Here is a 13,081-nt window from a genome sequence, read left to right as displayed (position 1 = left end):
GTGATGTACACGGAAAGGGGCCGCGCCGTAGCCCCTTGAATGGCCTAGCGAATCGCCGGGGCCCGCGACCAGTCCAGCTCGCTCGCCGGCATCGGCCGACCAAACCAGTAGCCCTGCCCGAGGTCGCAGCGGTGTTCGAGCAAAAAGCCCGCCTGATCCTGATGTTCGATGCCCTCGGCGTGCACCTGCATGCCCATGCTCTGCGCCAGGGCGATGATTACCCGCACGATCGCCGCGTCATCGTCGTCTGCCGGCAGACCGGCGACAAAACCCTGGTCGATCTTCAGCTTCTGCACCGGCAGGCGCTTGAGCCGCAGCAGTGACGAATAGCCCGTGCCGAAATCGTCGATGGCCAGGCGCACGCCCAACTCACGCAAGCGGTGCATCTGCTCCAGCGCCACCTCCGGATCGAGCATCACCGCGCTTTCAGTCACCTCGAGCTCGAGGAATGCGGGGTCCAGACCGGTGTCGTGCAGGACTTGGGCAACGCGTTCGTACAACTCACGGCCAGCAAACAAGCGGGTCGAGACATTCACCGCGACGAACGACAGCACCACCCCGGCCTGCTGCCAGGCGCACATTTGCTGACACGCCTGCTGCATCACCCAGGCGTCGATCTCGGCAATCAGCCCGGTGCGCTCGGCAATCGGGATGAACTCACCCGGCGGCACCAGCCCCCGTTGCGGGTGCTGCCAACGCACCAGCGCTTCGACGCCCACCAACCGGCTGAACTGTAGATCGTGCACCGGCTGGTAATAGACCCGCAGCTCCTGCTGTTCAAGGGCGCGGCGCAGCTCGAAGGCAATCTCCACCCGGTGCTGGGCATGCGCCGTCAGCTCTTCGGTGTACAGCGCGTAGTCGTTGCGCCCGGAGCTCTTGACCTTGAACAGCGCCGAATCGGCATTGCGCAGCAATTGATCGGCACTCAAGGCGTCACTGGGAAACAGGCTGATGCCGACGCTGGCATTGATGAACAATTGGCCGCCGTCGATCACGAAGGCGTCTTTCAGGCTGTCGAGGATGCGTTGCGCATGGCCCGCCGCCTGCACCAACTGCCCACAGTCCTCGACCAGCACGGCAAACTCGTCACCGCCGAGCCGCGCCAGGGTGACGCCCGGTCCGAACAGCTCGCGCAAGCGCGATGCCACGGCCTTGAGCAGGCGGTCGCCGACGTTGTGCCCCAGGCTGTCGTTGATCATCTTGAATTGGTCGAGATCGATCATCAGCAACGCACAGCCGCGCTTGTGCACCTGCGCCGACGCCAGTGCCTGCTCGACGCGGTCGCGGAACAACAGGCGGTTGGGCAGATCGGTCAGCGGATCATGGTGCGCCAGGCGCTTGATCTCGTGTTCGGAATCCTTGATCGCACTGATGTCGGAGAACACCGCCACGTAATGACTGAGCTGGCCGCAGTCATCGCGAATGACCCGGATGGTTTGCCATTGCGGGAAAATCTCGCCGCTTTTGCGCCGATTCCAGATTTCGCCGCTCCATTCTCCGTTCCGGCCCAAGGCCTGAAACATCTGCTTATAAAAATCCGGAGAGTGGTGACCGGACTTGAACAGGCTCGGTGTATGCCCCAGTACTTCGTCTGGCAAGTAGCCGGTGATGGCCATGAACGCACGATTGACGTGGACAATCTTGCGCTGGCGATCAGTGACCAGCACCCCTTCGTGGGTGCAATCGAACACCGCCTGCGCCTGACGCAGACGCGCGCGATCTTCCTGGTGAAAACGCTGGGCATCCTTGAGTCCCAGTACGTTCCAGCGCCCGGCCAGGGCCAGCAGAATCAAGCCGGCACTGAGGCCGACCCAGACATAACCGTTGATCAGCTGCCAACGCGGCAAATCCGCTGAACCATCGAATATTCTGCTCAATAAACAACCAGTGACACCCAGCCACACGCAGGAAACCACCAGGTAAAGCAGCGCCGCACGGAAGGCTGCGCGATAAGATGCCGACATTCGGTCGTCCATGTCCCTACGAAAGCTCAGAATTATAGAGCAAAGAGCCACCACTCCTCTCTTATCTGAAAGCCCGACTGGTTTTATCTGTGTCCTGAGTGATAATGCGCGAGCTATTTTTTTCTTTATCGAGGGCCCAACAGCCTATGTGGTACGAAGGTTTACTCGGCTTGTCAGCCTGGCAACTGGTGGCGGTCACTCTGGTCATGACTCACATCACCATCGTCGGCGTCACGGTCTACCTGCATCGCTACTCGGCGCACCGCTCCCTTGAGCTGAACGCCGGCCTCAAACACTTCTTCCGGTTCTGGCTGTGGCTGACCACCGCGCAGAACACCCGCGAGTGGACGGCGATCCACCGCAAGCACCACGCCAAGTGCGAAACCGTCGATGATCCGCACAGTCCGGTAATCAAGGGCCTGTCGACAGTGCTGCGCAAAGGCGCCGAGCTGTACCGCGCCGAGGCGGAAAACGCCGAGACGCTGCGCATCTACGGCAAGAACTGCCCCGAAGACTGGATCGAACGCAAGCTGTACAGCCGTTACCCGCTGCTGGGTGTGGCGATCATGGGGGTCATCGACCTGCTGCTGTTCGGCACCATCGGCATCACCATCTGGGCGATCCAGATGATGTGGATCCCGGTCTGGGCGGCCGGCGTGATCAATGGCCTGGGGCACGCCGTGGGCTATCGCAACTTCGAGTGCCGCGATGCGGCGACCAACCTGGTGCCGTGGGGCATCCTGATCGGTGGTGAAGAGCTGCACAACAACCACCACACCTACCCCAACTCGGCCAAGCTGTCGGTGAAGAAGTGGGAGTTCGACATGGGCTGGGCCTGGATCCAGGTGTTCAGCTTCCTGCGCCTGGCCAAGGTGCAACGGGTGGCGCCTATCGCCCACCGCGTCGAAGGCAAGGGCAGCCTGGACATGGACACCGCCATGGCGATCCTCAACAACCGCTTCCAGATCATGGCCCAGTACCGCAAGCTGGTGATTGGCCCGCTGGTCAAGCAGGAGCTGGAAAAGGTCGACCATTCGGTGCGCCACCAATTCCACCGCGCCAAACGCCTGCTGTCGCGTGAGACCAGCCTGCTGGAAGACCGCCATCACCTGCGCATCCAGACCATGCTCGAGCACAGCCAGGCCTTGAAGGTGATCTACGAGAAGCGCCTGGCGCTGCAGCAGATCTGGGTCAAGACCAGCTCCAACGGCCACGACATGCTGGCTGCGATCAAGGACTGGGTTCATGAAGCCGAAGCCAGCGGCATTCAATCGCTGCGCGACTTCGCCCACCAACTGAAAACCTACTCGCTGCGTCCAGCGGCCTGAAACTCGGCGGGAGTGAGGCAACTCACTCCCGCGCTCAGGCTGGCGTCTTGCGCAGGCGCATCAATTCCGGCAAGCCAATCTTCAGCAGGCGCGCCGTCCGGCTTTTAGCCAACGCTTCCACGCCCTCATGCTCGGTCAGGCGCGCCAGACTGGCCGCCATGTTCATCACCAGCGCTTCGCGCGAGTACACCCCGCCACCAAGCTGATAAACCGCGGCAATCAATTCCCGCAGCTCCAGCGGCAGGCGCCAGCGGGTGCGCAAGGCCGAACCGTAGGCGGCGGCAAACTCCGTGAGGGCGTTGCCGATCTGCTCCTGATCATCCAGCTCGCCGCCGGCCTGTTTCCACTCCTGCAGGCAACGCAACAGTGCCAGGTCGCCGAGGCAATGGAGCATGCCCGCGCAGTAGCAGCGCTCCTGATCAAGATCAAGCAGGCGCGCCAGGGTCCGGGCGTATTCCGCGGTGTGCAGCGACAGCTCCCAGTAGCGCTCGGCGTAGTCGGCCAGCAGCGGGTCGCTCAACCTGGCGCTGCGCTTGAGGGCCAGCCCGAGCACCAGGTTCATGCTTTGCCCGGTACCCAGGCGATGAAGAGCCTGGGGCAGGGTCTGTACGCCTTCACCCAGGTGATGGGCGGCGCTGTTGGCGGCGGCGATCAGCACGGCGGTGATCTGTGGGTCGGTGCGCACTTCCTCTTCCAGCAAGCGCAGGTCCAGACCATTGGGATTAAGGCTGCGCTTGACCGCCTGCTGCACGTCGGTGAGCAGCGGCGCACCGTCGGCCAGCTCGCGGCGGCGCTCGAGAAAGGTCGAAAGGCTCATGCCCGGCGCCAGGGTCGGCACCTCGCAGGACACAGTCTGCCCGGCGTTGAGCAGCAACTGCTGCAAGCGCAGGGTCAGGTTTTCCATGTCCAGCGGTTTGGTCAGATAGGCAGTGGGTGCCAGCGGCACGGCTTCATGGACGCTGGCGCTGTCGTTGCGGCTGCTCATCAGAATGAACGGCAGCAACGGCTGGCGACGGCGCTGACGCACACTGCGCAGCACATTGAGGCCATCGACCCCCGGCAATTCCCAATCGGCGATCACCAGGTCATAGGGCTGCTCGCTCAACAGTTGCAGCGCTTGCTGGCCGTCGGCACACAGGTCCAGCCGCGCGTCGCAACGCACGTTGAGCAACACCTGTTTGAGCAGATCGCGCGACCAGGGATCGGCTTCGGCAATCAGCACGCGAGGCACAGCGGGAAGCTCTACAACGGTCATCTTTTCACTCCGGGACAATCCTTGCACCTTAGACAATGCTGGCACTTCGATACAGGTGAAAAGCCGAGGATGTGTTTCCAAAGACCAAAAAAACCCGCCGAAGCGGGTTTTTTGTGAAGCCGGTCACACTCGGTGATCAGAGCTCGGAGAAGCACTCTTCGATGATCGCCAGACCTTTGTCCAGTTGCTCGTCCGGCGAAGTCAGCGGAACCAGGACCCGCAGCACGTTGCCGTAGGTGCCGCAGGACAGCAGAATCAGACCTTTCTCGCGAGCCTTGGCAACCACTGCAGCCACGGCTGGGGCGTTAGGCTTGTGGCTGTCGCCGTTCTCGAACAGCTCGACCGCGATCATCGCGCCCAGGGCACGCACTTCACCGATGACCGGGTACTTCGCCTGGATGGCTTTCAGGCCGGTCACCAGACGCTCGCCCACCGCCTTGCAGCGATCCAGCAGGTGCTCTTCTTCGAACACTTCCATCACGGCCAGGGCCGCAGCACACGCGATCGGGCTACCGGCGTAGGTGCCGCCCAGGCCGCCTGGAGCGATGGCGTCCATGTATTCGGCCTTGCCGCAGACACCGGCCAGCGGGAAGCCGCCAGCGATGGATTTGGCAAAGGTGGTCAGGTCGGCAGCAACGCCCATCTGTTCCATGGCGAAGAAGGTGCCGGTACGGCCAGCGCCGGTTTGTACTTCGTCAGCGATCAGCAGGATGCCGTGCTGGTCGCACAGGGCACGCAGGCGCTTCATGAACTCTTTAGGCGCGACGTAGAAACCGCCTTCACCCTGCACCGGCTCGATGATGATGGCGGCGATGTCACGCGGCTCGGCATCGTTCTTGAAGATGCGTTCGATGCTGGCGATCGAGTCGTCGATGCTCACACCGTGCAGTTCGTTCGGGTACAGCGCGCGGAACACGCCGCCTGGCATCAGGCCCATGCCTGCCGAGTAAGGCACGACTTTACCAGTCAGACCCAGGGTCATCATGGTGCGGCCGTGGTAGGCGCCGGTGAAGGCGATCACGCCAGCGCGGCCAGTGGCGGCACGGGCGATTTTCACGGCGTTTTCCACGGCTTCCGAACCGGTGGTGACCAGCAGGGTTTTCTTGGCGAAATCACCTGGGACCTTGGCGTTCACTTTTTCGCACAGTTCTACGTACGGTTCGTACGCCAGCACCTGGAAGCAAGTGTGGGTCAGCTTGTTCAGCTGTTCAGTCACGGCGGCGATGATTTTCGGGTGCACGTGACCGGTGTTCAGCACGGCGATACCGCCGGCGAAGTCGATGAACTCGCGACCTTCAACGTCGGTCACGGTGGCGTTCTTCGCGGACTCGGCGAAGATTGGGTGAATCTGGCCAACACCGCGTGGTACAGCGGCTTCACGGCGTTTCATCAAAGAAGCGTTAGTCTTGCTCATAGTGTCCTCATTCGCCGCTCATCGGTCGGCGTGGTTCAAGGATTACGCGGCGGGGAGGCAACTACGGCAGCATGCGATGATCGACTGCCACAGCTTTCCCGGCCACAGATAAGAATCCGGTGAAACACGCAAAGGGTCAGCGCTCTCGTGCCCTTTGCGTTTCAAGCAATGCCCTGCCCGGCTCAAGCCTTGCGGCTTAGATGCCCAGGCACAGGTATTTGATTTCCAGGTAATCCTCGATGCCGTACTTGGAGCCTTCACGGCCCAGGCCCGACGCCTTGATGCCGCCGAACGGCGCGACTTCGTTGGAGATCAACCCGGTATTCACGCCAACCATGCCGTATTCCAGAGCCTCGGCCACACGGAACACACGGCCCAGGTCGCGGGCATAGAAGTACGAGGCCAGACCGAACTCGGTGTCGTTGGACATCGCGATCACTTCGGCTTCGTCTTTGAAGCGGAACAGCGGCGCCAGTGGGCCGAAGGTTTCTTCCTTGGCCACGGCCGCGGTTTTCGGCACGTTGGTGAGGATGGTCGGTTCGAAGAAGTTGCCTTCCATCACCTTGCCGCCGGTGAGCAGGGTTGCGCCTTTGCTCAGGGCGTCAGCGATGTGTTCCTGAACCTTGGCCACGGCCTTGCCATCGATCAACGGACCAGTGGTGGTGCCTTCTTCCAGACCGTTGCCGATCTTCAGCTTGGCCACGGCCGCCGCGAGTTTCTCGGCGAAGGCGTCGTAGATCGAGTCCTGGATGTACAGGCGGTTGGCGCAGACGCAGGTCTGGCCGTTGTTGCGGTACTTGGAAATGATTGCGCCTTCGACGGCCTTGTCCAGGTCCGCGTCGTCGAACACGATGAACGGCGCGTTGCCGCCCAGCTCCAGGGACACTTTCTTGATGTCCTTGGCGCATTCGGCCATCAGCTGGCGACCGATTTCGGTCGAGCCGGTGAACGACAGCTTGCGCACGATCGGGTTGCTGGTCAGCTCGCCGCCGATGTCGCCGGCGCTGCCGGTCACCACGCTCAGCACGCCTTTCGGGATGCCGGCACGGTGCGCCAGTTCAACCAGGGCCAGGGCCGAGAATGGAGTTTGCGAAGCAGGCTTGATCACCATGGTGCAACCGGCGGCCAGGGCCGGGCCAGCTTTACGGGTGATCATGGCGGCCGGGAAGTTCCACGGAGTGATCGCTGCAGTCACGCCGATTGGCTGCTTGATCACGATCAGGCGCTTGTCTGGCTGGTGGCCCGGGATCACGTCACCGTAGATGCGCTTGGCTTCTTCGGCGAACCATTCGATGAAGGAGGCAGCGTAAACGATTTCGCCCTTGGCTTCGGCCAATGGCTTGCCCTGCTCGAGGGTCATCAGGCGACCGAGGTCTTCCTGGTTTTCGATCAGCAATTCGTACCAGCGACGCAGCTTGTTCGCCCGCTCTTTGGCGGTCAGTGCACGCCAGGCCGGCAGCGCCTTGTCGGCAGCTTCGATGGCACGGCGGGTTTCGGCAGCGCCCATTTTCGGTACGGTGCCCAGAATATCGCCCGTTGCCGGGTTGTTGACGTTGATCGTCTGACCATTGTCCGCATCTACCCAAGCACCATCGATGAAGGCTTGCTGGCGGAACAACAGGGAATCTTTAAGCTGCATGTCGGCTTTCCTTAACAGCACCGCGCACGCGCGGAGCGAATTATGATTGTAGAAAGGCGCCCTTGGGCTGCCGTCAGGGAACTCATTCACCGGGCTGAAGCACATAAATAGCGCACGGTTCGAAACACGTGCGGTTCAGCACCCAGACAAGAGCGTTTGAAATCTCAAACGAATCCTAGGATCAAAGGGGGTAAAGGACAATAGGCTGTTCGAAAAAAAGAACGTAAAGCCGACTTTTGCCCAGTATTTCGGATCAACGTGACGAACGCGCGTCGACAGAGGCAAAACAACAGGTTTTTCAGCAGCATGGACGCCCGCCACGCTTATGCGTATCATGGCGCCCGCTGCACCAGTAGCTCAGCTGGATAGAGTACTGCCCTCCGAAGGCAGGGGTCGTGGGTTCGAATCCCGCCTGGTGCACCATACAGCTGTAAAGAAAAAGCCTCAGGCCTTATGGGTCTGGGGCTTTTTTGTGGGTGTTGTTTTTACAGGCCATTTGCGATGGTTGCAGGAGATCAGCCTGCACGGTACCCTCGCGCCGTCGCTGCCAATTCAGCGACCGGGCTTGGTAACCCGAGAGTTGAGCGCAACGGCGCCCCCATATGCATTGCAGGCGTTTTTTTTCGCCCGCAATTTGCGTTATGGCGGCTGTGCGTGGGACGTCTTCGGGCGTGCCGGATTCCTTGACTCCCGGTTTACCAACCTGCGCACAGCTGCCACCTATTCGCTTGGTAACGAAAAAGTGGCAGCTCTACGTCAAGGAGCTAGACCATGCGCACTACAAAACCGTCCGAAATTCAGCCTCTCCCTCAGCGCGATTCCCAATCGAACCCTCAATGCATCTCTATTAATGGAGATGGCAAATGACTGAACAACCAGAAGCCAAAACCATTGGCTCGACTCCTTGCATCTATTGCCCGGACGAACCGCTGTTCCATGTCAGCAGCGGCGTGCCGATTAGCAAAGCTCTGGCGCAGGCGTCAGATTTCCTGTGCCTTGCTAAAGCGTTCGCCGAGGATGCGGCCTATGCGAAGGACACTGACCGTCATGCGTGGGCTGCTCATTATCTGACTGCGATGGGTAAGGCTGTGATTGATGATGTGGTTAAAGTGCTGACCCAATCGAAGCCGGCTCAGTAGCAACACGTTGCAGAAATAGTAACGACCCACCTTTGACATGCGCCCCGAATTTTGGGGCCTCCAAAATGGCGAAAAATGAAAGTCAGGGGATTGCGCAACCTACACGATCATAAAGCAGTCCACACCCTCTGCTGGTAGCAGTCGGGCGGGCATCGCACATAACGAAATGGCAAGAAGGGTTGGACAACCGGAAAAAGCACCAACGAGGGATTCACGCACGACATTCAATAATCGCACTCACCCGGATTACTTTTCTCAAAGCGCGCGCAACCACACACCTGCAGTCATGATCGGTGATTTTTATTGCTCTCTTTTACAACGACCCTTCGCTTCGTCAAATCGCACCTGCTTGCTACTGAATTTGGTAGCCGCGGGTCCTCACACGTACGAGGGGCAAGCCAAGGTGCGAAAAGTTACCGACACATCGTAGTCAATAAGGGCAGCATTTGCTCTGGTAGCCCAATATCTTAGGCAGCCCTCAGCCTTCCTGGCGCCTACAAATCTCGAGACTAGAATCGGCCTATCTGTCAGAATCACGGTCTTCGACTAGCCTCCTTAGAAGGCCATACGAAAGCGCCATAAATTCTGCGAAAACAGAGATTCAACCTTATGAGTTTGCACACTAAAGTTCTCGATGGAAGTCAGCAGTCCGCAGTCGCCAGACTGTTTTCTGCAGCAGTCATTCGAGAACTAGCTCAAAAAGGTAAATCACCTTTATTTTCGAGACTTATAAAAGAGTCTTTATCAATCAATGAAGCCAGTCTTGCAGCCCCCATTAGCGAAATCTTTGAAAGTGCCTTTCGCCTTCTGCGAAAAAAAGACTACAGACACGAATATGCATACAAAGCGGCAATCACAAAAAAGTTGCTTTTAGGAAGACACTCACTCAAAACGGCGTCTTTCGTCTCTGAATTTCGCGTCGATAATTGCAAAGCCGACGTAGCCATATTCAACGGCACATCTACTGCATATGAAATCAAGTCCGAACGCGACAACCTAGGCAGACTGCATACTCAAGTTAGCACTTACAAAAAGTTTTTCGCAAAAGTTTATGTTATAACTGGCGAAAACCACTTAGATGAAATACTAACGACAACACCACCTGATGTAGGCGTTTTACTCTTAAACAATAGGCATGGGATTTCTACGATAAGAGAGATTCAAGACACTCCGGATAGAGTCTCCCCGGGTGTCATATTCGAGGCAATTCAGCTTCGAGAAGCAGTGGAAATCTTAAGAGTGTTCGGAATCACACCACCACAAGTTGCAAATACAGAGATTAGGTCTGCAATAGGCGAAATATTTAGATCTTTGGACCCTGTAACCACGCATGAACATATGGTTAAGGTCCTCCGAAAATCGCGAAACTCTTTACCCCTCGCAGGACTATTACCTCAACTGCCAGACTCCTTGCAAGCGGCAGTTTTATCTACACCACTGAAGTTGCGAGAACAAACAACGCTGTTGGATGCTGTAAACACATCAATCAGGGAGGCCCTTAATTGGGCGAGATAACATGTACTACCCATATTTTCGTGGCAAACAGTTTGACTTACTTACAATCAAAGAGTCCGCAGATGTTCTAGCTAAAAACAAGATCATTTCAATTATTGAACCAGTCCGGGAGTCATTGAGTGGCCTAAAAAGATCAATTGAAGCACTATCAGCAACTGGCGCTGAAGCAGTTTTGATTGTGAACCCATATTATGGCGATCACACAGAAAATTCGGCTGCGATCCAATCGTTCGTGACAGAAGAGATCAAGGCACACCAAAATGTTTCGGTCGGCATTCTTCTAACAAACAAAACTAGTACGACTGACGCACTGGAAATCTGTAGCACGTACCCGAATCACTCACTGTACTTTATTCACTTTGGTTTTACTGAACCAAAAGCTCTAGTCGAAGTCACGCAAAACTGGCAGAGAAAAGTCAGCCACGTATTCGCTGAAGAATATTGCGGAAAACTTTATCAGAAGCATTTCAGTGAGACCACGCGCATATTGCTGCGGGACGGATTCAAGCGCCAAGCTAATAGCAAATACCCCGACGTAGAGCCTTTCTCGGACCTACACGCAACGTTCAGAGATGAGGGCGTTAATGGTTTTGGTGACTTTCTGATCGTTGGAGATGAGTATTCTGAATCTGGCGGCCCAGCTTATGCAGTTGCTATCCACCTGACATTCATCGATCCTGAAATGGATAATGCAATGTATATTTACCACTTTAAATCGGATAGACAGGATACCCCAACTGACCCAGCGGGAAAATTTTACGAAGCATTGACCAAATTGGTCGCAAAACTTGAAGAACCCGGTTCAAAAATCCTGCGCACATCGGCTGTCGAAGAACTTGTCGATCTTTATAATAGAAAGCACTTCCCTGGGCTTGGATATGTCAAAAAGCTGTCTATGAAGCACCACATCGAAGTTATCGCAAACTACCTTGGGTAACTATCATGAGAAAATGCTGCCCAATTTGCTTTGGCGATAATCATTTAAGCTCCGTGATTGAACAAATCGCTCTCGAGCATGGATATTGTTCATTTTGCAAATCCCAAAACATGCCTTTGGTCGAACCAGTTAAGCTCAGAGAGTATCTTGAACTCTTGGCGGGAATTTATACAAAGTCAGACAGTGGAGCGACTCTGGGCGAGTGGTTTAAAACCGACTGGAACATGTTCACAAGCTTGGACTTGGCGAATACAAAGGATTTACTCGCCGACGTATTCCAAGATGGAAACTTTCCGCGAGAAATGTTTGCGCCTTCAACCAAATGCTTTTCTAAAAATCTAGACAACTGGGAAAATCTTCGAAAAGAGTTAATGGAAGAAAATCGATTTTTTCCGAAAGAGACAATTAGCCTAGATAGATTTTCCTATCTCCTCTCTCAACTTATTTACAAAGGCACCCTCCCTGAAAAATGGTTTAGAGCACGAATTCAGGAGTCCGAAGAACCATACTCGCTTGAAAAAATGGGGCCACCGCCAAAAGACAAAGCGACCCACGGCCGGGCAAACCCCGTAGGAATACCTTATTTATATGTCGCATCGGATGTTTTAACATCAATCTCAGAAATTCGCCCACATACTGGTGAATTTGTAACAGTCGCAGAATTCAAAATCGTAGAGGAAGTTAGACTCGCCGATTTACGAAGCCCCCGAAGCTTGATAACTCCCTTTATCTGTGCAGACGATGAAGAAATTGCTGCACTCCGAGGAGATATTGAGTTCCTGGTGCGACTGGGCGAAGAGTTAACTCGACCTGTACTACCAAAGTCAGCGGCGATTGACTACATACCAAGCCAGTACTTATGCGAACTTATAAAGAAAAATGGATTTGATGGCGTCATTTATAAAAGTTCAATTGGCGAGGAGATAAACCTCGCACTGTTCTACCCGGCTAAGGCAAAGGGAATTCAGTTGACCCCTCATAGAGTTCACCACGTTCTTGTTAAGGCGGCCCCCTGCGCGACCTGAAAGACCAGCTAAAACCACAACTCAGCAGAGAGTGATTGCAATTCGCTCTCTGGTTTTTTCCCCGGCCTTATGCCTCGCGCCTTGCAAACTCGAAAAATACAAAAAGCAATACAAATCAATAAATTATAGATAAATCTCGAAGATTATCTGAGCATCTTTCATCACTTGTAAAGCAAGGGACACGCGCACACTCTCTGCTGCATTCCCAATCCAGGGTGCCACGCCCTTGCAGCGCAACACCCTCGGCCGTCCTCAGAAATCGAAGAACACGGTCTCCGCTGGGCCCTGCAGATAAATATCAAAGCGATAAGCCAGCTTGCCGTCCACCGTGCAGCGCTTGGCGATCAGCGATTCGCGGCGGTGGGGTTGTTCGATCAGGTTCAGCACCGGGTCCACGGCGTTGGCCTCGGCTTCGTCGTCGAAGTACAGGCGGGTCTGCAGGTGGATGTTGATGCCACGGGCGAACAGCGACACGTTGATGTGCGCGGCCATCGGTACGCCGGCGGCGTTTTTCACGACGCCTGGCTTGATGGTGTTGATCGTCCATTCGCCAGCATCGGTGGTGGCGGTGCGACCGAAGCCGTTGAACGGCTTTTGCAGGTCGTAGTCGCTGTCGTAGACGCCCTGGTGGTCGGCCTGCCAGCATTCCAGGAACGCATCGCGAATCAGTTGGCCGTTGCCGTCGTAGACGCAACCCACCACCACGATGTGCTCGCCGGGTGCGCCGGGCTTGGCCATCTGGTTCCAGATTTCCTCTTCGCGCGGCTCGTTGCCGGCGGTTTCCAGCGCCAGGCCGATGTGCACATAGGGGCCGGCGGTTTGCGATGGGGTTTCATTCAGCAGTTGAACGGGCATGTGCAGGCCT

Annotated in this window: 11 protein-coding genes and 1 tRNA gene; 7 read left to right on the top strand and 5 right to left on the bottom strand. The window is 56.5% G+C overall.

The window, feature by feature from the left end; genetic code table 11:
* Nucleotides 1-44: 44 nt before the first annotated feature.
* Complete coding sequence (dibA, locus tag KW062_RS01710; RefSeq protein ID WP_105755917.1) at nucleotides 45-1,964, bottom strand: phosphodiesterase DibA; 1,920 nt, start codon at nucleotides 1,962-1,964, stop codon at nucleotides 45-47.
* A gap of 146 nt (nucleotides 1,965-2,110) precedes the next feature.
* On the opposite strand from dibA, the gene desA reads away from it, so the two are divergent.
* Nucleotides 2,111-3,292: a delta-9 fatty acid desaturase DesA gene (gene desA, locus KW062_RS01705; protein WP_105755918.1), complete on the top strand. Its 1,182-nt coding sequence runs from the start codon at nucleotides 2,111-2,113 to the stop codon at nucleotides 3,290-3,292.
* 34 nt (nucleotides 3,293-3,326) lie between these two features.
* Here the strand turns inward: desA and KW062_RS01700 are convergent, their stop codons facing one another.
* From KW062_RS01700 to gabD, 3 genes are all read right to left on the bottom strand, one after another.
* Nucleotides 3,327-4,547 carry a response regulator gene (locus tag KW062_RS01700; RefSeq protein ID WP_027617217.1) on the bottom strand — a complete coding sequence of 407 codons (1,221 nt, stop codon included), beginning with the start codon at nucleotides 4,545-4,547 and terminating at the stop codon, nucleotides 3,327-3,329.
* Between the two features lie 136 nt (nucleotides 4,548-4,683).
* Nucleotides 4,684-5,961 carry a 4-aminobutyrate--2-oxoglutarate transaminase gene (gabT, locus tag KW062_RS01695; RefSeq protein WP_027617216.1) on the bottom strand — a complete coding sequence of 426 codons (1,278 nt, stop codon included), beginning with the start codon at nucleotides 5,959-5,961 and terminating at the stop codon, nucleotides 4,684-4,686.
* Nucleotides 5,962-6,157: 196 nt separating this feature from the next.
* A complete protein-coding gene (gabD, locus tag KW062_RS01690) occupies nucleotides 6,158-7,600 on the bottom strand; it encodes an NADP-dependent succinate-semialdehyde dehydrogenase (RefSeq protein WP_027617215.1) in 1,443 nt (480 codons plus the stop codon).
* Between the two features lie 346 nt (nucleotides 7,601-7,946).
* Here gabD and KW062_RS01685 point away from each other — a divergent pair.
* The 6 genes from KW062_RS01685 (at nucleotide 7,947) to KW062_RS01660 (ending at nucleotide 12,216) form a co-directional block, all read left to right on the top strand.
* A tRNA-Arg gene (locus KW062_RS01685) sits at nucleotides 7,947-8,023 on the top strand.
* A complete protein-coding gene (locus KW062_RS01680) occupies nucleotides 8,016-8,471 on the top strand; it encodes a hypothetical protein (RefSeq protein WP_146118253.1) in 456 nt (151 codons plus the stop codon). The genes KW062_RS01685 and KW062_RS01680 overlap by 8 nt, the downstream gene beginning before the upstream one ends.
* A complete protein-coding gene (locus KW062_RS01675; RefSeq protein ID WP_105755919.1) occupies nucleotides 8,464-8,739 on the top strand; it encodes a DUF3077 domain-containing protein in 276 nt (91 codons plus the stop codon). The genes KW062_RS01680 and KW062_RS01675 overlap by 8 nt, the downstream gene beginning before the upstream one ends.
* A gap of 609 nt (nucleotides 8,740-9,348) precedes the next feature.
* Complete coding sequence (locus KW062_RS01670; protein WP_105755920.1) at nucleotides 9,349-10,254, top strand: sce7726 family protein; 906 nt, start codon at nucleotides 9,349-9,351, stop codon at nucleotides 10,252-10,254.
* A gap of 1 nt (nucleotide 10,255) precedes the next feature.
* Complete coding sequence (locus tag KW062_RS01665; RefSeq protein ID WP_105755921.1) at nucleotides 10,256-11,191, top strand: sce7725 family protein; 936 nt, start codon at nucleotides 10,256-10,258, stop codon at nucleotides 11,189-11,191.
* Nucleotides 11,192-11,244: 53 nt separating this feature from the next.
* Nucleotides 11,245-12,216 (top strand): RES family NAD+ phosphorylase, encoded by a 972-nt coding sequence (locus tag KW062_RS01660; RefSeq protein WP_256350874.1) that lies wholly within the window; start codon nucleotides 11,245-11,247, stop codon nucleotides 12,214-12,216.
* A gap of 252 nt (nucleotides 12,217-12,468) precedes the next feature.
* On the opposite strand, the gene pcaG is transcribed toward KW062_RS01660, so the two are convergent.
* Complete coding sequence (pcaG, locus tag KW062_RS01655; protein ID WP_027617214.1) at nucleotides 12,469-13,071, bottom strand: protocatechuate 3,4-dioxygenase subunit alpha; 603 nt, start codon at nucleotides 13,069-13,071, stop codon at nucleotides 12,469-12,471.
* Nucleotides 13,072-13,081: the final 10 nt, after the last annotated feature.

The sequence above is a fragment of the Pseudomonas fluorescens genome (assembly GCF_019212185.1).
Classification (GTDB): domain Bacteria; phylum Pseudomonadota; class Gammaproteobacteria; order Pseudomonadales; family Pseudomonadaceae; genus Aquipseudomonas.
This window is presented reverse-complemented; position numbering and strand designations above follow the sequence as displayed.

Excerpts from the sequence above, each read along its gene's own strand:
- dibA (WP_105755917.1), bottom strand. The coding sequence starts at position 1,964 with ATGTCGGCATCTTATCGCGCAGCCTTCCGTGCGGCGCTGCTTTACCTG.
- desA (WP_105755918.1), top strand. The coding sequence starts at position 2,111 with ATGTGGTACGAAGGTTTACTCGGCTTGTCAGCCTGGCAACTGGTGGCG.
- KW062_RS01700 (WP_027617217.1), bottom strand. The coding sequence starts at position 4,547 with ATGACCGTTGTAGAGCTTCCCGCTGTGCCTCGCGTGCTGATTGCCGAA.
- gabT (WP_027617216.1), bottom strand. The coding sequence starts at position 5,961 with ATGAGCAAGACTAACGCTTCTTTGATGAAACGCCGTGAAGCCGCTGTA.
- gabD (WP_027617215.1), bottom strand. The coding sequence starts at position 7,600 with ATGCAGCTTAAAGATTCCCTGTTGTTCCGCCAGCAAGCCTTCATCGAT.
- KW062_RS01675 (WP_105755919.1), top strand. The coding sequence starts at position 8,464 with ATGACTGAACAACCAGAAGCCAAAACCATTGGCTCGACTCCTTGCATC.
- KW062_RS01670 (WP_105755920.1), top strand. The coding sequence starts at position 9,349 with ATGAGTTTGCACACTAAAGTTCTCGATGGAAGTCAGCAGTCCGCAGTC.
- KW062_RS01665 (WP_105755921.1), top strand. The coding sequence starts at position 10,256 with ATGTACTACCCATATTTTCGTGGCAAACAGTTTGACTTACTTACAATC.
- pcaG (WP_027617214.1), bottom strand. The coding sequence starts at position 13,071 with ATGCCCGTTCAACTGCTGAATGAAACCCCATCGCAAACCGCCGGCCCC.